Raw genomic sequence first — 21,435 nt, forward strand, 5'->3', positions numbered from 1 at the left:
GTATTGAATTTACAGGGGTTTAACTGCCCCCTACTCCAGAGAGGCCGCGATGTTAAGAAATCACAGTGATTGTTACTGTGAATCAACGCACAGATTGTTACAGAAATATGACAGAATGCGCAAAAAAGCGCATGAAATCACGTTTCACTTTCGAATTTCGCTCGTTTGTGTTCGAAATCAAACAAACCACAGTTTTTATATGGCTAAATGATAAAAAACGAACACAGAGGGATGACAATGGCAATTCACGATCCTCGTTACAGCGATGTGATAATCATTGGCGGTGGCGCGACCGGTGCCGGCATCGCACGCGATTGCGCCCTGCGGGGATTAAGCGTCACGCTTCTGGAGCGCCATGACATCGCGACAGGCGCTACCGGCCGCAATCATGGATTGCTTCACAGTGGCGCCCGCTACGCCGTAACTGACGGCGAATCCGCGCGCGAATGTATCGCCGAAAATCAGATCCTGCGACGTATTGCCCGCCACTGCATTGAACCGACCGACGGTCTGTTTATTACGCTTCCCGAAGACGATCTCGCCTTTCAGTCAACCTTTATTACCGCCTGCCGTGCGGCGGGGATTCAGGCCGAGGCTATCGACCCGGCCCTCGCACGTCGCATTGAGCCCTCCGTCAACCCGGCCCTGACGGGCGCGGTAAAAGTGCCTGACGGTACGGTTGATCCTTTTCGCCTGACGGCCGCCAACATGCTGGACGCTCGCGAGCATGGGGCGCGCATTCTGACCGGACATGAGGTAACCGGACTCATCCGCGAGGGCCATCGCATCTGCGGCGTGCGGGTGTTTGACACGCAATACAATGAACACAGCGAGCTGTTTGCCTCCGTCGTCGTCAATGCCGCAGGGATCTGGGGACAGCGCATTGCGGAATACGCCGATCTGTCGCTTCGCATGTTCCCGGCGAAAGGCTCCCTGCTGATCCTCGACCACCGCATTAATAACCACGTGATCAACCGCTGCCGCAAACCGTCCGATGCCGATATTCTCGTCCCCGGCGATACCATTTCGTTAATCGGTACAACCTCAACGCAGGTGGACTACAGCCAGATTGATTACAACCGCGTGACCGCCGAAGAGGTGGATATCCTGCTGCGCGAAGGGGAAAAACTGGCCCCGGTGATGGCACAGACCCGGATCCTGCGCGCCTATGCGGGCGTACGTCCGCTGGTCGCCAGCGATAACGACCCGAGCGGGCGTAGCGTCAGCCGGGGCATTGTGCTGCTCGACCATACCGCGCGTGACGGTCTGGACGGGTTTATCACCATCACCGGCGGCAAGCTGATGACCTATCGTCTGATGGCGGAGTGGGCAACGGATGCCGTCTGCCGCAAGCTGGGCAATACCCAGCCGTGCGTAACGGCAGAGCAACCTCTGCCCGGATCGCGGCAGTCCACCGGGAAGACGCTACAAAAAATAATCTCCCTGCCCGCCCCTCTGCGCGGATCGGCCATCTATCGCCATGGCGACAGGACGCCGGCCTGGCTGGGCGAAGGCCGGCTGAGCCGCAGCCTGGTATGCGAATGCGAAGCCGTGACCGCCGGTGAAGTGCAGTACGCGGTGGAGAACCTGACGGTCAAGAGCCTGCTCGATCTCCGCCGCCGCACCCGCGTCGGAATGGGGACCTGCCAGGGCGAGCTGTGCGCCTGCCGTGCCGCCGGGCTGTTGCAACGATTCCATACCACCACCGCCACCCAGTCGCTCGATCAGCTCAGCGCTTTTTTAAACGAGCGCTGGAAAGGTATTCAGCCTGTCGCCTGGGGTGATGCCCTGCGTGAAAGCGAGTTTACCCGCTGGGTCTACCAGGGGCTTTGTGGTCTTGAGAAGGAGCAACAGGATGAAATTTGATACCGTGATAGTCGGCGGCGGGCTGGCGGGCCTGCTCTGTGGCATCAAACTCATAAAAAAGGGGCTGCGCTGCGCCATTATCACCCGGGGTCAGAGTGCCCTGCACTTCTCGTCAGGATCGCTGGATCTGGTGGACGATACGTACCGCGATAAACTGCCGCCCGAGCATCCGTATCACCTGATCGGCGCGCATCATATTGACCGCTTTGCACTGGAAACCGAAGCGCTACTGGCGGACTGCGGTGCACGTCTTAAGGGGAGCGCCAGGCAAAATCATCAGCGCGTCACGCCGCTCGGCACCCTGCGTTCCGCCTGGCTCAGTCCGGAGGAGGTGCCCGTTGCCCCGTTCAGTACCGAGCGCGTGCGGGTAGTGGGTATTAGCGGTTTTCTTGATTTTCAGCCTCATCTCGCGGCAGCCTCGCTCTGTCGCCAGGGGGTTAATGCCGAAACGGCAGAAATAGAGCTGCCCGAGCTGGATGTCCTGCGCGACAACCCGAGCGAGTTTCGCGCGGTGAATATCGCCCGTTTCCTGGATAACGAAGAGAAATGGTCGCTGCTGTATGACGCGCTCAGGCCGCTCGGCGAAACCTGCGACGTGCTGTTGATGCCCGCCTGCTTTGGCTTACGCGACAACCGACTCTGGCGCTGGCTCTCGGATCGCCTGCCCTGCACGCTCGGCCTGCTGCCAACCCTGCCGCCTTCCGTACCCGGCATTCGCCTGCATACCCAGCTCCAGCGCCAGTTTGTTGCCCAGGGTGGCGTCTGGATGGCGGGGGATGAGGTGAAGAAAATTACCCTGACGGACGGCGCGGTGAGCGAAGTCTGGACACGCAACCACGATGATATTCCACTTCGTGCCCGCTATACCGTGCTGGCAAGCGGCAGTTTCTTCAGTAACGGACTGCTGAGCAGCCGGGAGGGCATCCGGGAAGCCATTATGGGGCTGGATGTCCGGCAAAGCGCCTCCCGCGCGGACTGGTATCAGAGTGATTTCTTCTCGCCGCAGCCCTGGCAACAGTTCGGCGTGATTGTCGATAACCAGCTACACCCGCAGATTTCCGGTAAGCCCGTCAGTAATCTCTTTGCCATCGGCTCGCTGCTGGGCGGATACGATCCTATCGCCCAGGGATGCGGGGGCGGCGTCTGCGCCGTCACGGCGCTGTATGTGGCAGAGCAGATTAGCCAGCGCACGGAGGCTGAACGATGAACGATACCCGTTTTGAAAGCTGCATCAAATGTACGGTGTGTACCACCGTTTGCCCGGTCAGCGGCGTAAATCCACGCTATCCAGGTCCGAAACAGGCCGGGCCGGACGGCGAGCGTCTGCGTCTGAAGGACGGCAAGCTGTACGACGAGGCGCTGAAATACTGCATCAACTGCAAACGCTGCGAGGTGGCCTGTCCATCGGATGTTAAAATCGGCGATATCATCCAGCGCGCCCGGGCGCGCTACAGCACGCAAACGCCGTCATTGCGGGACGCCATTCTGAGCCACACCGATCTGATGGGCAGCCTGTCGACGCCCTTTGCCCCGCTGGTGAATGCCGCGACCTCTCTCAAACCGGTGCGCCAGCTGCTGGATGCCACGCTGAAGATAGATCATCACCGCAGCCTGCCAAAATATTCTCACGGCACTTTCCGCCGCTGGTACAAGTCCGTCGCGGCGGAGCAGGCGAAGTTTACCGACCAGGTGGCCTTTTTCCACGGCTGCTATGTGAATTACAACCACCCGCAGCTGGGTAAAGATCTGCTGAAGGTGCTGAATGCCATGGGAACCGGCGTTCAGTTACTGCACAAGGAGAAGTGCTGCGGCGTACCGCTGATTGCCAACGGTTTTACCGATAAAGCGCGCAGGCAGGCAAAAAGCAATGTCACCTCCCTGCGCGAAGCCATTGTCGACAAGGGTATTCCGGTGCTGGCGACCTCGTCCACCTGCACCTTCACTCTGCGCGACGAGTACCCGCATCTGCTGGACGTGGATAATAGTGGGTTGCGCGAGCATATCGAGCTGGCGACGCGTTTCCTGTGGCGCAAACTGGATAGCGGGCAGACGTTGCCGCTGGGGAAATTACCCCTGAAAGTGGTGTACCACACGCCGTGTCATATGGAGAAAATGGGCTGGTCGCTCTATACGCTTGAACTGCTGCGGTTGATTCCGGGCCTTGAGCTAACGGTGCTGGATTCGCGCTGCTGCGGGATTGCGGGAACCTACGGCTTTAAACGTGAGAACTACGCAACGTCACAGGCAATTGGCGCCCCGCTGTTCCGCCAGATTGAAGAGAGCGGCGCGGATATCGTGGTGACCGACTGCGAAACCTGCAAGTGGCAGATTGAGATGTCCACCAGCAAGCGCTGTGAACATCCGATTACCCTGCTGGCGAAGGCGCTGGGCTGAACAGTGCCGGGGAAAGGCCCCGGCACAGGCTTTACTCAACGAACAGCGATTCGACGACGTTGATCCAGCCGTGCTCGCTGGCAACCTCTTTGCCATTCAACCAGCGGCGCAGCATGTTTAACGCCATCATCGCGCAGACCTCCTGACGGACTGCCAGGCTGTAGCGCGTTGTGCTCATTTTCACCCGCAGGGCGTGGGTGCCTTCCGGGGTAGCCAGGGCAAAGTTGAGATGATCCTCTTCCGCGCCCGACACCGCCAGTGCCAGACCGGCAAAATGTTTCACGCGCCGCTCGGCCACCCAGTGGGCTGTTTGCGCCAGGGTCTCCTCCTGGGAAGGCACCACCTCGCTTGCCAGCAGTGGAGCGCTTACCCGCGAGAGCTGTAACGCCAGCAGGCCACCGGTAAATTGCTCGCTCAGGGTCAGGCTCAGCTGGCGGGCCTGTAGATCGCGGGCGATTTGCGCCGGGAGTCCTTCGGTGCCTTCGAAGATCAGGTTCTCACCCGCCACGCGCTGCACTTCAGGCCACAGGGCCAGCATTGCGGCCTTCTCGGTCGCCGGGCCGGTTAATTTCAGTTCGATAATCGGCATCGAGGAGCGGTAGCCCATGGTCACGCCTGGCGGTAAGCTCAGGTGATCGAGGCTCTGGGCCAGGTCGCTCTCCGAGCGGCCAAAGGTGGTGAGACGTAAACAGATAGGGGGGTTCCGGTAAGGTAAAACGCTGACGCAGACGCGGCAGGATCTCTTTTTCCACCATCACCTTAAATTCAGACGGAACGCCGGGGGTGAAGAACATCAGGCAGCGATTAAGCTGAACGGCAAAGCCGCAGGCGGTGCCGACCGGGTTATCGACCAGCTCCGCGCTGGCCGGGATTTCTGCCTGCTTGCGGTTGCTTGGGGCCATCACCTTGCCGCGATCGCTGAAGAAACGCTCCATATGACTGAGCCATTCGGTATGCAGCACCAGCTCTTCGCCTTTCGCCGTGGCAGCGGCCAGCGCGCTCAGGTCATCGCTGGTGGGGCCGAGGCCACCGTTCACAATCAGCACATCCGCCTGTTCGCTACGTTCACGCAGGACGTTGACCAGCGACTCCAGCGAGTCGCCCACCGTGTTACGCCGCGTTAACGGTAATCCCTGCTCAAAGAAAATATCTGCCAGCCAGGCCGCATTGGTATCAGTGATTTGTCCATGCAGCACTTCATCGCCAGTGGACAGCATCTCCACGTTTATCATTGTGTTCTCCCGCATTTGTGGTGAAAACACTATAGCGCAATCGGCTGTGGGGGGAAGAGAGAAACAGGCGCGGCAGAACGCCGCGCCGGGGGATCAGAAGCCGGCGCTCACGCCCACGTACGGGCCATCGGCAATGGCGTTGTCACGGTTACCGTCTTTGCCCGCCAGGTTCAGGTAACGGTAGCCCGCCTCAATGGTGATTGGGCGCATGATGGTCCAGCGCGCACCCGCGTTGGCCTCTTCGTAGCTATCGATACCGCTGGAGAGGGAGTCCGGAGAGTAGTAGTACTCGCCAAACAGACCAAAGCTGTTGCCAATTTTCCACTGCAGGCCACCGCCTACCGCTGCCGCATAGCCTTCATCGCTGTCTTTCGGGTGGGTGTAGATGCCTTTACCGCCCACGGTAGCAAGGAACGGACCGAGAGGCACGTTCAGGCCCAGACCGATGCTGGCGACGTCACCCTCATCGTCGTTATTGGTCCAGTTGCCGGTCGCCGCCAGGCCCGACGTTTCCGTGCCAAAACCGACGCCAACGTTGGTGTAGTCCTCACCGGCCTGGCCGCTGATGGTAATGGCGTTAGCTGCCGCAGAAACAAACATCAGGCCGCCAAGGCCCAGTAATGCCACTTTTTTCATTGTCGTGATCCCGCACAATTATTTAGATAAATTCCCAAAACGCGTGATTTTAACGTGAGTCGGCCTGGGATCAACGCTGAGGTGATGTAATAAAAAAATTAGATTGTAACGAGTTGATACTTACAGGTTTTAACAATGTTAAATCCGGAGAAACAGATTACGCCCGGTTAAATTGCGTCCGATCAATAACGACACTGACTAATTTATTTAGATTAACTTTCGCTCAAAACGGAAATTACCGATTAATACTCACACATCAGGGAGAAAATATGAGCAAGAAAGGTTTAACCACGTCATCCGGCTGCCCCGTCGTCCATAACAATAATGTTGCTACGGCGGGCCCACGCGGACCGATGCTGCTGCAGGATGTCTGGTTCCTGGAAAAACTGGCGCATTTCGACAGGGAAGTGATACCGGAGCGTCGGATGCACGCCAAAGGCTCAGGCGCCTACGGTACCTTTACCGTGACCCAGGACATCACCGCCTTTACCCGTGCAAAGCTGTTCTCCGCTGTCGGTAAAAAAACCGATCTCTTTGTGCGCTTCTCCACCGTAGCCGGTGAACGCGGTGCCGCCGATGCGGAACGCGATATCCGTGGCTTCTCCATCAAGTTCTACACCGAGGAAGGCAACTGGGACCTGGTCGGCAACAACACCCCTATCTTCTACCTGCGCGATCCGCTGAAGTTCCCGGATCTCAACCACGTGGTAAAACGCGATCCGCGTACCAACCTGCGTAATCCGACGTACAAATGGGATTTCTTCTCTCTGCTGCCGGAAACCCTGCACCAGCTCACCATTGACTTCAGCGATCGCGGTCTGCCGCGCTCCTATCGCACCATGCACGGCTTTGGCAGTCATGCATTCAGCTTTATTAACCATAACAATGAACGCTTCTGGGTGAAATTCCACCTCAAATCCCAGCAGGGTATTGATAACCTGATGGACGATGAAGCCAAACGCCTGGTCGCGGAAGACCGCGAGAGCTCACAGCGGGATCTGTTTAACTCCATCGAAAAAGGCGATTTCCCGCGCTGGACGTTTTACGTGCAGATCATGCCGGAGAGCGATGCCGCGAAGGTGCCTTACAATCCCTTCGATCTGACCAAAGTCTGGCCGCACGGCGACTATCCGCTGCAGGAAGTGGGTGTGCTGGAGCTCAACCGCAACCCGGATAATTACTTTGCAGAAGTCGAGCAGGTGGCGATGTCGCCAGCTAACGTGGTCCCGGGAATTGGCTTCTCGCCGGATCGCATGCTGCAGGGGCGCCTGTTCTCCTACGGTGATGCTCACCGCTACCGTTTAGGCGTCAACCATCATCAGATCCCGGTGAACGCCCCGCGCTGTCCGTTCCATAACTACCATCGTGACGGCGCAATGCGTGTGGATGGCAACAGCGGTAATGGTGCCACCTATGAGCCAAACAGCTTTGGCGTCTTCCAGGAACAGCCGGACTACAGCGAGCCGCCGTTGTCGCTGGAAGGTGCAGCCGATCACTGGAATCATCGTGAGGATACCGACTACTTCAGCCAGCCGCGCAAGCTGTTTGAACTGCTGAGCCCGGAAGAACATCAGCGGATGTTTGACCGTATCGCCGGGGATATGCGGGACGTGCCGGCGTTTATTCAGGCGCGCCAGATTGCCCTGTTCAGTGAAGTCCATCCGCACTACGGGGCGGGTGTCCAGGCGGCGCTGATGCGCTTAGCAGAAGAGAAGTAAAAAAACAGAACGGGAGCCCAGGCTCCCGTTTTTTATTGCATGATTAATGTCTGGCCTGCTCGACAATCTCGGGCGCCAGCCCGGTCAGTTGGGTGACGGTCTCAGGCGGCAGGCCCTTTTCCAGCATGGCCTTCGCAATGCGAAGCGCCTCCTGTTCGATGCCTTCCGCTCTGCCCTGACTTAGCCCCTGATTTAATCCCTGAGCCATGCCCTCTTCCCGGAGATATTGCGCAATATTCATTAACGTCTCCTTATGCTGATGATCCTTCGTCCTGTGTGCTAATGCCTGCAAAAACGCTGCGGGATCGGCGGTATGACCGGCCTGAAGGAGATAGTTGAGCAACGTTTTTAGCTGGGCATTGCCAGTGTATCCCAGCGCAAGTAGCCTGACCAGTTGCTCATGGAGTTCCAGCATGTCCCGCTGCCGAGGCTCGCAAATCAGCCTCTTAACGACTGATGAACCCACTGTTGCAGGGCACGACGGGAGATCTTAATCCCGCCATTTTTCAGTTCAGCCGGGAGGACCAGCCAGTGCACCGGCTGCTGAAAACGCGCCAGCTTATCGCTGAGCCAGTGCGGCAGCTGGGCGATATCCGCTCCGGCTTCGCACTCGACGACCGCCACCGGCCGCTGACCAAACTCGACGTCATCGAGGGGAACCACGTACACCTGGCTTACCTGAGGATGGGTGCCAATCACCCGCTCCAGCTCTTCCGGCTGGATCCCCTCCCCGCCGCTGAAAAAGAGGTTATCCATACGGCCGAGGATCGTCAGGCGTCCGTCCACAATCTCACCGCGATCGCGGGTGGCGAACCAGCCCTGCGCGTTGGCGACGGACACAAGCTGGCCATCACACCAGTAGCCGCTGGCCATGCTGGCAGCCTTTAACCACACTTCCCCCTCCACCAGCTTCACTTCCCGACCCGGCAGCGGATAGCCGACATCCGCCAGGCCATCCGCCTCTTTAGCGCAGACCGTGGAGGCGAACTCCGTCAGGCCGTAGCCGCACCAGCTACGAATGCCCCGGCTGGCAGCCCTCAGGGTTAATTCCCCGGGGATCGCCGCGCCGCCCAGCAGCACCGCTTTTAGCGCCACCTCTTCCTCGCCGTTGAGCAGCCGCCAGAGCTGCGTTGGCACCAGCGAAGCGTGGGTACAGCCCTGCAGCATCTGCTCCAGAGGCTGTTTTTCACAGACGGTCAGGCGGGCACCCGCCAGCAACCAGCGCCACAGGATCCCCTGTCCGGAGACATGGAACAGCGGCAGAGAGAGCAGCCAGTCGTCTTCACCGGCATAGGGCAGAAGCGCCAGTACGCCTTCGGCGCTGGCCAGATGGGCGGCACAGGTGTGCACCGCCGCTTTCGGCAGGCCTGTCGAGCCCGAGGTTAAAGTCATGGTCGCCAGCCGCTCAGGCTGCCAGACCGCACCCGCACTCCCCTTCTGCCAATCCAGCGTAAGAGCAGACAGGCCGGAATAGCCGCCCTCACCGTTGAGTACCAGCGCAAAGCGCAGCGTCAGGGGCGGGAGCAGGATCTCCAGCACGGAACGCGGCAGTTGCGGGTTCACCGGCAGGATCCGCGCCCCGCATTGCAACAGCGCCAGCCATGCCAGCAGCGTGTCGGGGTGATTATGCGCCTGCAGCATCACCCCATCGCCTTCCCTTACCCCCTGCTGCACAAAGCCGCTCGCCAGCGCATCGGTACGCTGACAGAGCTCGCGCCAGGTCAGACATTCGCCGTTAAGCCGCAGCGCCGTTTGTTGAGCCTTACGCGCACACCAGTGTCGCCACGGCCAGTCGGAAAAGGTCATAGCAGCGGCTCCAGCGCCTCGCGATCCAGACAGGGCAAGGCGTTGCCCGGCCAGGGCCGCAGCAGTTGCGCCTGCATCAGGTTCAGAGTATCCAGACCGGGAACGGTGTCCGGCGTGAACTGCGCGGCAATCCGCGCCAGCTGGGTCAGGCCAAGGCTCGACTCAATCGACGAGCTGATCACCGCCGTCAGCCCGAGGGCGTGGGCCGCTTCCACCTGCTCGCGCACCTTCGCGATGCTGCCGGTGAGCGTAGGTTTGATCACCACCGCCCTGACGCCCGGCTCGGCAGTCCATTCGAAATCATCCTCGCGCAGGCTTTCATCCCAGGCGATGGCGATCCCCGTCTCCCGGGCAAACGCCAGCGAGTCCGCGCGCGTTTTACAGGGTTCTTCCAGGAAGGCAATACGATCCCGGTACGCCGGGTTAACGTACTTCGCAAACTGCTGCGCTTTCAGCGGGGTCCAGGCTCGGTTGGCATCAAGGCGCAGACGCAGATCCGGAATAGCCTCCAGCAGCAGGTTCGCTACCATGCCGTCGCGCACCGCTTCATACAGACCCACCTTGATCTTCGCCACCTTCTCGCCCGGCATGGCGGCCAGTACGGCAAAAAGTTCGTCAGGATCGCCGGTACAGAGCGGCGCCGCGCGATAGTCAGCCTCTTCCGGCAGGGAGCCGTCCAGCTCCGCCAGCGCGCAGCTGATGCCAAAATCCACCGACGGCAGACCGGGCAACAGAGGCGCTTCGCCGTCGCGCCAGGCGTTACTCCACGCCCGCAGCGAAGCGTCGGCCTCCTCCAGCGATTCGAGGCTGAAGCCCGGCAGGGGGGGAAATTTCTCCCCACCCGTGCCGATCGCCCTGCTGCAGATGAACGAACAGACCGTCGCGAGTTTTTAACCGCCGTTCGCGCAGTACCACACCCGCGTCCATCGGTACCTGCCAGCGGTAGATCTGTACGCTGCGCATTACGGATTCCGTTTGTATTTACTGAAGTCCGGCTGGCGCTTCTCGTTGAAGGCGTTACGTCCTTCCTGACCCTCTTCGGTCATGTAGAACAGCATGGTGGCGTTGCCCGCCAACTCCTGCAGCCCAGCCTGACCATCGCAGTCGGCATTCAGCGCCGCCTTCAGGCAGCGCAGCGCCATCGGGCTGTTTTGCAGCATTTCACGACACCAGCGCACTGTCTCTTTTTCCAGATCGGCAATGGGTACCACGGTGTTGACCAGGCCCATATCCAGCGCTTCCTGGGCGTTGTACTGACGGCACAGGAACCAGATCTCACGCGCTTTTTTCTGGCCGACGATGCGGGCCATGTAGGACGCCCCCCAACCGCCGTCGAAGGAGCCGACTTTCGGGCCGGTCTGGCCGAAAATGGCATTCTCTGCGGCAATCGTCAGGTCGCACATCATGTGCAGCACGTGGCCCCCGCCGATGGAGTAGCCAGCAACCATCGCTACCACCGGTTTTGGACAGGTGCGGATCTGGCGCTGGAAGTCGAGCACGTTCAGGTGGTGCACGCCAGAGTCATCCTGGTATCCACCGTAGTCGCCGCGCACTTTCTGATCGCCACCGGCGCAGAAGGCTTTTTCGCCTTCCCCGGTCAGGACAATCACGCCGATGTTGTCGTCATAACGGGCATCCGCCAGGGCATTGATCATCTCCTTGACGGTGACCGGACGAAACGCGTTACGCACTTCGGGACGGTTGATGGTGATTTTAGCGATGCCGTCCGCCGATTTGTGGTAACGGATGTCGGTGTAACCTTCGGAGCAGTCCTGCCATTCCACCGGTGCGTAGAGCATGTTTTCATCAGGGTAGATCATAGAGTGTCCTTTATGGGTAGACGGAGTATCTGAGCCAGACGCTCAGCCACCGCATCGGGGTTTTCCCGATGGGCGTTATGTCCGGCAAAGGGAATTTCATGGCCGATCGCGGGAAGTTCCCGGGCTATCGCCCTGAACTTCTCATCCCGCTCGCCATACAGGTAGAAAAAAGGGACCACGCACTCAGCGAGCGCGGCCCGTAAATCGGGTTGTTCGGCCAGGGACGTTGCCTGCAACATCGCGGCCAGGGATGTGCCGTTGTTGCGGCTGCGCAGAGCTACCAGCTCCTGACGCTGTGCGGCGGTTAACGAGGCAAATACCGGCTGTTGATACCAGTCTGCAAATACCGCTTCTAAGGGTTCATGGCGAAAACGTGCGGCCCAGTGCGCATCGGAGGCGCGGCGGCTTGCGCGTTCCTGATCGTCACGCAACCCTGGATGCGCCCCCTCGACGATCAGCCCCTGCAGCCCATCCGGACGCTGGCAGGCGTGATACATCGCAATGCGGCCGCCGAGGGAGTACCCCACCAGCCAGTAATTGAGTATGTTGTAACTAATTAGGGTGCGATTCAGCAGACGACTCACATCGCTGAAATCATTCACCGCAATGGACGCTGATGCGCCGTGTCCAGGCAGATCGAGATACAGCCGAGGATAATCGTCCAGACACGCCTCGGGCAGCTGCCATTCACGGCGATCGCCGGAAAAGCCGTGCAGGAAAACCAGCCAGGGTTTTCCTGCCGCGCCGGCGTAGTGCGTCCCCTGCAGGATCATAGATGGCTTACCTGCGCCAGCAGGTTCTGCAACATCTGCGCGCCGTCGCTGTCGTTAACTACCACTTCGATCAGCGTTGCGCGGGGTTTACTCCACGCCGTATTCAGGGCGCTCTCCAGTTCGGCCCAGTTGGTCGGGCGCTGATAGCGGAGGCTGAACATCGCCGCGGCATGTTCAAACTGTACGTTTTGCGGCATCAGATAGAAGCGCTCGCGCTCGCTTTGCGGCGTCGGCAGGAGGGAGAAAATCTGCCCGCCGTTATTGTTAATCACCAGCAGCACAAAGGGGGCAGAGGCCTGGCGTAACAGCGCCAGCGCGTTGAGATCGTACAGCGCCGAGAGATCGCCCACGATCGCCAGCGTCGAGCGGGCGCTGGCGCGCTGGACCCCGGCTGCGGTGGAGATCAGCCCGTCAATGCCGCTGGCGCCGCGGTTGCTGAACACCGGATAGCCTGCCGGCAGGCGGGAAAAGGCATCAATCAGACGCACCACCAGACTGTTGCCGACAAACAGCTGCCCCTGCTCGGGCAGATAGTGACGAATGCGGTGCGCCAGCTGGGCCTCGCCAAATTCTTCGCTGTGTTGCGCCGTCAGCTGCCAGGCCTGGCGGGAGAGTTCCGGGATCGCCGCGGCCCAGGGGGCGCGTTTTTCCGCCGGATGCAGTTCCAGCCAGTCGGCCACGCTCGAGACCAGCCGACGACCGCGATGGTGCGCCGGATCCAGCCGTCCTTCCCGCGGATCCACCAGCCAGTACTCCTCCGGCGTGCAGGTAGCCTGCCACTGCAGCAGCCGTTTCCCCGTCAGACTGCCGCCCAGCTGGACCACAATCTGCGCCTGCTCCAGCTCGGTGACGGCTTTGGCATTGCCCAGCCACAGATCGGCACACGGCAGCGGCTGCCCGGTCTGGGAGAGCACGTCGCCAATCAACGGCCAGCCTAAGGTTTGCGCCCACTCTGCCACCTTTTTGCCTTCCGCAGCGCTCATTCTGCCCGCAAGCACCACGCCGCGTTTTTGCCGCCAGAAGAACCAGTCGCGCTGTTTGGGGCTGGCAAGCTCTGCCGGGGCGCTCAGCCAGGGTTTATCGCTCTGCCACCAGTCACCCAGCGCCTGCTGCCAGGCAAGATCGGTCTCGTCCATTTCGCCATACAGCGGCTCGGCAAACGGACAATTAATATGCAGCGCGCCCGCGCGCAACGCGCCCAGGGCGTTATCCACCGTTGAGACCAGCCAACGTGCGGGAATATCCCGGGTCGGACGCGGCAGCGACAGCGTTTCGGTAGGGTGAGAGGCAAAGAGTCCCGGCTGGCGAATGGCCTGGTTTGCGCCACAGTCGATCAGCTCCGGGGGGGCGATCCGCCGTCAGCAGGACCAGTTTTTCGCCGGTCAGCCCGGCTTCAATCAACGCCGGATAGAGGTTCGCCACCGCGGTACCGGAGGTGACAATTACCGCCACCGGGGCGTTACTGGCTTTCGCCAGCCCCAGCGCCAGATGCCCGAGCCCGCGCTCATCAAAATGGGTGTGATGAATAAAGGCGCGGTTTTCCGCAGCGGCCAGCGTCAGCGGCGTCGAACGCGAGCCGGGTGCGATGCAAACGTGCCTGACGCCATGGCGGGTCAGGGCTTCAAGGATCACCGCCGCCCAGCGCCGGTTAAAAGAACTCACTGACATGGAATTGTCCGGTATCAATATTGCGACTTAGTATAAATAATAGGAAAAGATGTAATTTTGATATGAATCGGGTATGTACGACTCAGTATTAATCCTTTAGGAGGAGAGAGCGCAGCCCGGCGGCTTTATTTTCGATCTCCTGCCACTCCTGTTCCGGGTCGGAACCGCTGACTATCCCCGCCCCGGCGTACAGGCGCACGCAGGATCCCTGCACTCTGGCCGAGCGCAACGCTACACAGAACTCGCTTTGCGCTAACGACAGATAGCCCGCAGAACCGGCATACCCCTCGCGGTCGAAGGGTTCATTGCGGGCGATAAACTCCCATGCCGCCTGGCGCGGCAGACCGGCGACCGCCGCGGTGGGCTGGAGCAGCATCTGGCACTGTTCATCGTTCGGCTGTTGTAGCGCGGTCCAGATGCAGCGGCGTAAATGCTGGACCTTACGCAGGCGCACGATTTGCGGCGGCAGGACGTCAAGCACCCCACCCTCGCGCTGCAGGCGCTGACAGATATCCTCGACCACCAGCATATTTTCGCGCTGGTTTTTATCATCATTCATCAGCCAGTCGCCCAGGTGAGCGGCCTGCACCTCATCCGGATGGCTGGCGACCGTACCGGCCAGCGCCTCGGTGCGCAGCAGGGTTCCGCGCCGCCGCCACAGCCGCTCCGGCGACGAACCGAGAAACGCATGAGTCGCATCGGGACGCATCAAAAAGTGGTAGCACTGGAAATTCACCCGACGGCTGGCCGCCATCAGGGCGGCAGGGTTAACCGGCAGGCTGAACTGCAGATCCGTTGCCCGGGCCAGCACTACTTTATCGAACGCCCCCTGAGCAATGGCGTCGGTTGCACGGCGGACTAACGCCAGCCAGCCGGATTTCTCCGGCCGGTGGGTCTCGCTCACCACCGGCTGGACAACAGCCTCGACAGGCTGGCTCTCTTCAAGGGAGCGGATAAATTCGCGCGCGTGCTGCGCATCGTTTTTCAGCGAGGTAGCGCTGCAAAGTACCAGCCGCAGCGTCGCGGTTCCGCCGTTGCGTTGCCACAGCAGACGCGGCAGGAACAGGTCGCCCTGCTGCGGATCAAACGCATTCACGCCAACGACCTTAAGGTCAGGACATTGCGGATAACGCTGTAAAAAATGACGGGCGGTTGAGAGAGAGGCGAAGTGTTGGGTTGCCCCCAGCGCGGCGTACTCTTCATCGCCGTTCCGCTGTTGCCAGTAGAACTGGGGAAAACATTGCTGGGCATTCAGCCAGGCGAGTGGGTCAAACGCATCGTTGAGCGCAAAAGAGACATCGAGGTGATGCAGGCCAGGTGCATCAGGAAAATCGGCGGCTAACTGGTGGCAAAGGCCTGCCAGCGCGGTGGAAATCGAGTGCACGCGAACTTCTCCCAGCTCAAAAACCTCACATTATACGGGGTAGTTGCCTGAAAAAGCAGTACCCCCCTATTTAGCAGGGAGAAGCGTGCGTGTGTAGCGTTAACGGCGGGCGAGAAGAATACCGAGCACCAGACCGGCGGCGGCACCTACCCCAATACCCTGCCAGGGTTTTTCACGGACATAATCGTCTGCACGATAGACCGCTTTTTTAGCCCGATAATAGTAAGTGTCCGACGCCTGGCTGACGCGTGTTTTCACGTCGTGCAGTGCCTGTTCGGCGCGCGCCTTCAGCTCAATGTATTTTTGATCGGCCGGATCGCCTGAAGAACGGAGGACCTCTTCCAGCGTTTCACTCAACAGCGTCAGATCGTCATCAACATGCGTTTCCGAAGATTGGAAGGACATAGTTTTCTCCTTGTGGTTGCATCAGTTCGCTAACTATAGACAATCCCTGCCGATTCTGCCTGCTACGCTTGTTGTATCTCTTTCGCCATGCCGATATGCGGGATGCCATCTTCATCGTAGACGTCGGTCACCGGCACAAAGCCAAAATGGGCGTAAAATGCCTGCAAATGCGCCTGCGCGCCCAGGTATAACGCTTTGTTCGACCACTGTTTTTCACAGGCGTGCAGCGTTTTTTCCATCAGGGCGTATCCGAGCTTTTCGCCCCGCGCCTGGCCGCTGACAATGACCCGACCAATCACAACGGGGGAAAAATCGTCGTCGCTTTTCAGAATCCTCGCATAAGCCACCAGCTGGTTATCTTTCCAGCCGAGGATATGGCGGTTCTCCCCCACCAGGTCGTCGCCGTCGATGTCCTGGTAAGGGCAGGTTTGTTCGACGACAAAGACCTCGCAGCGCAGCTGAAGTAAGGCATAAAGCGCGGGAACGGTCAGTTCGCTATGGTGCAGATCTTGCCACTGGATCATTGGGGTCTCCTTATCGTGTAGGTAGCCCTTATACTAATGACTTTTCATCCCCGGCACAGAGGCTGAGTGCATTATGGAGCTGCTTTTTTTAGGAACATCTGCTGGCGTGCCGACCCGTACGCGCAACGTCACCTCAATTCTGCTGGATTTACAGCACCCGACCCGCGGCGGTTTGTGGATGTTTGACTGCGGCGAAGGGACGCAGCACCAGCTGCTGCGCACCGCCAGCCATCCCGGCAAACTGGATAAAATTTTCATTACCCATCTGCACGGCGATCATCTTTTTGGCCTGCCGGGGCTGCTGTGCAGTCGCTCGATGGCGGGCAATATGCACCCGCTGACCATTTACGGCCCGCCCGGGATCCGTGAGTTTGTCGAAACCAGCCTGCGCATCAGCGGCTCCTGGACCGACTATCCCCTTGAGATTGTCGAGATTAGCGCCGGCGTGGTGTTCAGCGATGATGCGTATACCGTGACCGCGGCCGCGCTGAATCACCCCGTGGAGTGTTACGGCTATCGCATTGAGGAGCAGGATAAACCCGGCGCTCTGGACGGTGCGGCGCTCGTGGCCGCCGGTGTGCCCTTCGGCCCGCTGTTCCAGCAGCTCAAGCGCGGGGAGCGCGTTACTCTGGACGATGGCCGGACGATCGACGGCGCAGACTATCTCTCCCCACCCCGTCCCGGTAAGAAGCTGGCCATCTTCGGGGATACCGCCCCCCTGCGAGAACGCCCTCGCGCTGGCCCGGGGCGTCGATCTACTGGTACATGAGGCGACGCTTGAGGCGGCGATGGAGGAGAAAGCCAACAGCCGCGGCCACAGCTCAACGCATCAGGCGGCCAGGCTTGCCTGCGACGCGCAGGTGAAAAAGCTGATCGTCACCCACGTCAGCTCCCGCTATGACGCCGAAGGCTGCGCCATGCTGCTGGCCGAGTGCCGTGCCCTCTTTGCCGACAGCCAGCTGGCAGAAGATTTTGCCACGATGCGTGTTTAACGCTCTATTTTTCCCCGGGACTGCCGATAACCCCTAACAGGCAGGTATTTTTCACTCGAGGGTAGAATGGATAATTTCCAGAAAGACATTGATGACAGGGCAAATCTGACCCTGTCGAACCGTTTTGAGCTGCTGCTGTTTCGTCTCGGCACATCAATGAATGAAAACAAATCTGAGCTGTTCGGCATCAACGTCTTTAAGCTTCGCGAGATTGTGCCCATGCCAGCGTTCACCAAACCCGCGGGGATGAAGTCACCCCTGATGGGGATGGTCAATATTCGTGACCAGGTGATCCCGGTTATCGATCTCGCCGCCGTGGCGGGCTGCAAGCCGACGACGGGGCTGAATATCTTGCTGATCACCGAGTATGCCCGCAGCGTACAGGCCTTTGCCGTCGAGTCGGTCGAAAACATTATGCGACTGGACTGGAAGCAGGTGCACGCGGCGGAAACCGCCGTCAGCGGACGCTATATCACCAGTATTGCCTGCCTGGACGAGAAGACCGATACCAACGATCTGGCGATGGTGCTGGACGTGGAGCAGATCCTGTATGACATCACTCCGGCCAACCACGATCTGCATGCTACCGATTTGAAGACCACCAAATTCAATATCAAGCCGGGTGCCGTGGCGATTGTGGCAGAAGACTCCAAAGTGGCGCGTTCGATGCTGGAGAAAGGGCTGCAGGCGATGCAGATCCCGGCGCTGATGCATATCACCGGCAAAGAGGCGTGGGAGAAAATTGGCGTCCTGGCGGCACAGGCACAGGCGGAAGGCGTGCCGATCACCGATAAGATCGCCATGGTGCTGACCGACCTTGAGATGCCGGAGATGGACGGCTTTACCCTGACCCGCAAAATCAAAACCGACGCGATCCTGAAAGACATTCCGGTGGTGATCCACTCTTCCCTGTCTGGCAACGCCAACGAAGATCATATCCGCAAGGTGAAAGCCGATGGCTACGTGGCGAAGTTCGAGCTGAACGAGCTGTCATCGGTGATTGAAGAGGTGCTGGAGCGCTCAACGAAGAAGATTGACGGGCCGTTGATTAGCCGTAAGCAGTTGGCCTGATTTGCGCTCTTTTGCCGGGTGGCGCTGCGCTTACCCGGCCTACAATACCCGTAGGCCCTGCAAGCGCAGCGCCGCTGGGCAATAAAAAAACCCGCCGAGGCGGGTTTTTTGTTTGTTTACATCAGCGGCATCGCGTGCTGCACGATGGTAATCAGCGGCTGCGGATAGATACCGAAGATCAGTACCAGCAGCGCGGAGATCAGCACCACAATACCACCGGCGCTGTACTGCCAGTTGGTCGGTGCATCGCGGTTGAGCTGCTGAGGCGCGCTCAGGTACAGGCTCACGGCAACGCGCAGATAGTAGTAGAGACCAATCGCGGAGCCGATAACGACACCCGCCGTCAGCCACCACAGACCCGCCTGCACACCGACAGCCAGCACGTAGAACTTACCGATAAAGCCAAGCGTCATCGGGATACCCGCCAGCGACAGCATCATTACGGTCATGACCGCGGAGAGGATCGGACGGTGCCAGAACAGACCACGGTAGGAGAACAGTGAATCGGCATCCGGGCCACGGTACGGGCTGGACATCAGGCTCACCACGCCGAACGCGCCGAGGCTGCTGAACAGGTAACCGGCCAGGTAGACACCCACGGTCTCCATGGACATCTGACCGCTCTGCAGCGCAATCAGCGCCACCATCAGGTAGCCAAGGTGCGAGATGGAGGAGTAACCGAGCAGACGCTTGATGTTGGTCTGGCTCAGCGCCATCAGGTTACCGAAGATGATGGAGACGAAGGCAATAATACCCAGCACTACACGAACCGCTTCGCTCTCGCCTACCGGTGCGTACAGGAACAGACGCATCACCACGCCGAAGATAGCGATTTTGCTCGCCGTCGCCAGGAAGGTGGAGACCGGTGCCGGAGCACCCTGGTAAACGTCTGGCGTCCACAGGTGGAACGGCACCAGAGAGAGTTTAAAGCCAAGGCCAACAATCATCATGCCCAGACCCGCCAGCAGCAGCGGCTCGTGCAGCATGCCGTCGCCGAGGCTCTTGCCGAGCGCCATGAAGGAGAGGTTACCGGACTGGGCGTAGATCAGCGCAATACCAAACAGCAGGAAGGACGAAGCAGCAGCAGACAGGATCGTATACTTGATACTCGCTTCCAGAGAGCGCTTCTGACGGAAGGCATAACCAATCAGGCCGAACAGCGGCAGAGAGATCAGCTCAATACCGAGGAACAGCGCCGCCAGATGGTTCGCATTCGCCAGCAGAATACCACCGAGGGCGGCAATCAGAACCAGCAGGTAAAACTCTTCTCTGTTGTCGTTGTAGCCTTCCAGCCACGGGTAAGCAAAGGTACAGGTCGCCAGGCTGGCTAACAGCACCAGCCCGGTGTACAGCATGGCGAAGCCGTCAACGCGCATCAGCGGAGTGACATCCATCGCGCCCGCCTGGCCAACAAACCAGAGGGAGACTAACGCAGCGTTCAGACCCAGCACCGCCAGCGTGGCATTCAGGAAGTGATTGCGTCGCCACGCAATGGAGAGCATCACAACCACCACCGTCAATCCGACGATCAGCAGCGGTAGCAGCGCAATCAGTTGTTGTGGAGTTATTGTCATGGCGATTTACGGCCTTGTAGTAGAAGCAGAATTAACAAACCACTGCTGGATGTTACCCATCGCGGAGTGCGAGGTATCCAGAATCGGCTGCGGATAGAAGCCCAGCAGCACCAGCAGTACGACCAGCAGCAGGATGATGAACAGCTCGCGCAGCGACATCCCCGGCAGCTCTTTGGCAGCGATTTCACTCTTCGCTTTACCGAAGTAAGCGCGGTGCAGCATCGCCAGCGAGTACACGGAAGCGAACACCAGACCAAAGGTGGAGATCACGGTAATGACCGGCACCACTTTGAAGCTGCCGAACAGGATCATGAATTCGCCGACGAAGTTACCGGTGCCTGGCATCCCCAGGGTGGCAACCGCGAAGAACATCGACATCGCTGGCAGCCATTTCATTTTGCCCCACAAACCGCCCATCTGACGCATGTCGCGGGTGTGCAGACGTTCATACAGCTGACCACACAGAATGAAGAGGCCGGCTGCGGACAGACCGTGCGCAATCATCTGGATTACCGCGCCCTGGTACGCCAGCTGGCTGCCGGTGTAGATCGCAATCAGCACGAAGCCCATGTGGGAGACGGAGGTGTAAGCAATCAGACGTTTGATGTCGTACTGCGTGAAGGCCATCCAGGCACCGTAGAAGATACCGATCACACCCAGCCACATGGCAATTGGTGCGAACTCTGCGGAGGCATTCGGGAACAGCGGCAGTGCAAAACGCAGCAGACCGTAGGCTGCGGTTTTCAGCAGGATGCCCGCCAGGTCAACGGAACCCGCCGTTGGTGCCTGGGAGTGTGCATCCGGCAGCCAGCCGTGCAGTGGCACCACCGGCATTTTCACCGCAAACGCAATGAAGAAGCCCAGCATCAGCAGGTATTCAACACCGTGAGACATCGGGGTCTTCAGCAGATCCTGATAGTTGAAGGTCCAGACACCGGTCGCGTTGTAGTGCACGAATACCAGCGCCAGGATGGCAATCAACATCACCAGACCACTCGCCTGGGTATAGATGAAGAACTTGGTTGCCGCCGTGATACGCGTTTTACCGTCGGACGCCTTATGGCCCCACAGCGCGATCAGGAAGTACATCGGCACCAGCATCATCTCCCAGAAGAAGAAGAACAGGAACATGTCGATGGCAAGGAACACGCCGATAACGCCGCCCAGGATCCACATCAGGTTCAGGTGGAAGAAGCCCTGGTATTTTTCGATTTCTCGCCAGGAGCACAGTACCGCCAGAACGCCGAGCAGACCGGTCAGCACCACCATCAGTAGCGACAGACCATCAATCGCCAGGTGAATAGTGATACCGAAACGCGGGATCCACGGCAGAATGAATTCAGACTGCCACTGCGGAATGCCCGCGGACTGGGTCAGAGAATAGCCGCCCTGCAACCAGAGTTGCAGGCCAAGCGCAAGCGTCAATCCCATGGTGATCAGCGCAATCCAGCGCGGCATCTTCACGCCAAAGCGTTCGGTCTGCCAGCACAGGAACCCACCGATAAAGGGAATTAATATTAGCCAGGGTAGTAACATGGCGATTTGCATTCCTTTTTAAGGCCCCCAGCAGGG

The 21,435-nt window shown here is 59.4% G+C and carries 15 protein-coding genes and 4 pseudogenes; 6 read left to right on the top strand and 13 right to left on the bottom strand.

The genetic code is table 11. The features are described 5' to 3' along the window. Window positions 1–237: 237 nt before the first annotated feature. From glpA to glpC, 3 genes are read left to right on the top strand one after another with little or no spacing between them, the layout of a single operon-like run. Window positions 238–1,866: an anaerobic glycerol-3-phosphate dehydrogenase subunit A gene (glpA, locus tag AAHB66_RS16015; RefSeq protein WP_347116506.1), complete on the top strand. Its 1,629-nt coding sequence runs from the start codon at window positions 238–240 to the stop codon at window positions 1,864–1,866. Beyond that, window positions 1,856–3,073, top strand: a complete 1,218-nt coding sequence (gene glpB, locus AAHB66_RS16020) for a glycerol-3-phosphate dehydrogenase subunit GlpB (protein ID WP_347113580.1) — start codon at window positions 1,856–1,858, stop codon at window positions 3,071–3,073. Before glpA ends, glpB begins: the two co-directional genes overlap by 11 nt. Continuing rightward, window positions 3,070–4,260 carry an anaerobic glycerol-3-phosphate dehydrogenase subunit GlpC gene (gene glpC / locus AAHB66_RS16025; protein WP_347113581.1) on the top strand — a complete coding sequence of 397 codons (1,191 nt, stop codon included), beginning with the start codon at window positions 3,070–3,072 and terminating at the stop codon, window positions 4,258–4,260. Before glpB ends, glpC begins: the two co-directional genes overlap by 4 nt. 31 nt (window positions 4,261–4,291) lie before the next feature. Here the strand turns inward: glpC and AAHB66_RS16030 are convergent. Both AAHB66_RS16030 and AAHB66_RS16035 read right to left on the bottom strand, forming a co-directional pair. Beyond that, window positions 4,292–5,492, bottom strand: a pseudogene (locus AAHB66_RS16030) (nicotinamide mononucleotide deamidase-related protein YfaY). A 93-nt stretch (window positions 5,493–5,585) separates the two neighbouring features. Next, window positions 5,586–6,128, bottom strand: a complete 543-nt coding sequence (locus tag AAHB66_RS16035; protein ID WP_347113582.1) for a YfaZ family outer membrane protein — start codon at window positions 6,126–6,128, stop codon at window positions 5,586–5,588. Window positions 6,129–6,397: 269 nt separating this feature from the next. On the opposite strand from AAHB66_RS16035, the gene AAHB66_RS16040 reads away from it, so the two are divergent. Then, entirely contained in the window at window positions 6,398–7,846 is a 1,449-nt protein-coding gene (locus tag AAHB66_RS16040) for a catalase (protein WP_347113583.1), read from the top strand. Window positions 7,847–7,889: 43 nt separating this feature from the next. Here the strand turns inward: AAHB66_RS16040 and AAHB66_RS16045 are convergent, their stop codons facing one another. From AAHB66_RS16045 to AAHB66_RS16085, 9 genes and pseudogenes are all read right to left on the bottom strand, one after another. Continuing rightward, entirely contained in the window at window positions 7,890–8,261 is a 372-nt protein-coding gene (locus AAHB66_RS16045; RefSeq protein ID WP_347113584.1) for a hypothetical protein, read from the bottom strand. A 23-nt stretch (window positions 8,262–8,284) separates the two neighbouring features. Then, the gene (gene menE, locus AAHB66_RS16050) at window positions 8,285–9,652 is read right to left on the bottom strand and encodes an o-succinylbenzoate--CoA ligase (protein ID WP_347113585.1); all 1,368 of its coding nucleotides are present in this window, start codon (window positions 9,650–9,652) and stop codon (window positions 8,285–8,287) included. Beyond that, window positions 9,649–10,615, bottom strand: a pseudogene (menC, locus tag AAHB66_RS16055) (o-succinylbenzoate synthase). Before menC ends, menE begins: the two are co-directional and overlap by 4 nt. After that, window positions 10,615–11,472 carry a 1,4-dihydroxy-2-naphthoyl-CoA synthase gene (gene menB, locus AAHB66_RS16060; RefSeq protein ID WP_142486538.1) on the bottom strand — a complete coding sequence of 286 codons (858 nt, stop codon included), beginning with the start codon at window positions 11,470–11,472 and terminating at the stop codon, window positions 10,615–10,617. The pseudogene menC and the gene menB overlap by 1 nt, the downstream one beginning before the upstream one ends. Continuing rightward, a complete protein-coding gene (menH, locus tag AAHB66_RS16065; RefSeq protein WP_347113586.1) occupies window positions 11,469–12,245 on the bottom strand; it encodes a 2-succinyl-6-hydroxy-2,4-cyclohexadiene-1-carboxylate synthase in 777 nt (258 codons plus the stop codon). Before menH ends, menB begins: the two co-directional genes overlap by 4 nt. Next, window positions 12,242–13,913, bottom strand: a pseudogene (gene menD, locus AAHB66_RS16070) (2-succinyl-5-enolpyruvyl-6-hydroxy-3-cyclohexene-1-carboxylic-acid synthase). Before menD ends, menH begins: the two are co-directional and overlap by 4 nt. Window positions 13,914–14,001: 88 nt before the next feature. Continuing rightward, the gene (gene menF, locus AAHB66_RS16075; RefSeq protein WP_347113587.1) at window positions 14,002–15,297 is read right to left on the bottom strand and encodes an isochorismate synthase MenF; all 1,296 of its coding nucleotides are present in this window, start codon (window positions 15,295–15,297) and stop codon (window positions 14,002–14,004) included. A gap of 99 nt (window positions 15,298–15,396) precedes the next feature. After that, entirely contained in the window at window positions 15,397–15,702 is a 306-nt protein-coding gene (elaB, locus tag AAHB66_RS16080; protein ID WP_142486542.1) for a stress response protein ElaB, read from the bottom strand. Between the two features lie 62 nt (window positions 15,703–15,764). Further along, window positions 15,765–16,226 carry a GNAT family N-acetyltransferase gene (locus AAHB66_RS16085; protein WP_347113588.1) on the bottom strand — a complete coding sequence of 154 codons (462 nt, stop codon included), beginning with the start codon at window positions 16,224–16,226 and terminating at the stop codon, window positions 15,765–15,767. A gap of 73 nt (window positions 16,227–16,299) precedes the next feature. On the opposite strand from AAHB66_RS16085, the pseudogene rnz reads away from it, so the two are divergent. Together rnz and AAHB66_RS16095 are read left to right on the top strand one after the other, a co-directional pair. After that, window positions 16,300–17,218 (top strand): annotated as a pseudogene (gene rnz / locus AAHB66_RS16090) (ribonuclease Z). Window positions 17,219–17,284: 66 nt separating this feature from the next. After that, entirely contained in the window at window positions 17,285–18,289 is a 1,005-nt protein-coding gene (locus AAHB66_RS16095; protein ID WP_347113589.1) for a chemotaxis protein, read from the top strand. A 116-nt stretch (window positions 18,290–18,405) separates the two neighbouring features. Here the strand turns inward: AAHB66_RS16095 and nuoN are convergent, their stop codons facing one another. Both nuoN and nuoM read right to left on the bottom strand, forming a co-directional pair. Beyond that, entirely contained in the window at window positions 18,406–19,863 is a 1,458-nt protein-coding gene (nuoN, locus tag AAHB66_RS16100; RefSeq protein ID WP_333848779.1) for an NADH-quinone oxidoreductase subunit NuoN, read from the bottom strand. Window positions 19,864–19,869: 6 nt separating this feature from the next. Continuing rightward, a complete protein-coding gene (nuoM, locus tag AAHB66_RS16105) occupies window positions 19,870–21,399 on the bottom strand; it encodes an NADH-quinone oxidoreductase subunit M (RefSeq protein WP_347113590.1) in 1,530 nt (509 codons plus the stop codon). Window positions 21,400–21,435 lie beyond the last annotated feature (36 nt).

The sequence above is a fragment of the Leclercia sp. S52 genome (assembly GCF_039727615.1).
Classification (GTDB): domain Bacteria; phylum Pseudomonadota; class Gammaproteobacteria; order Enterobacterales; family Enterobacteriaceae; genus Enterobacter; species Enterobacter adecarboxylatus_B.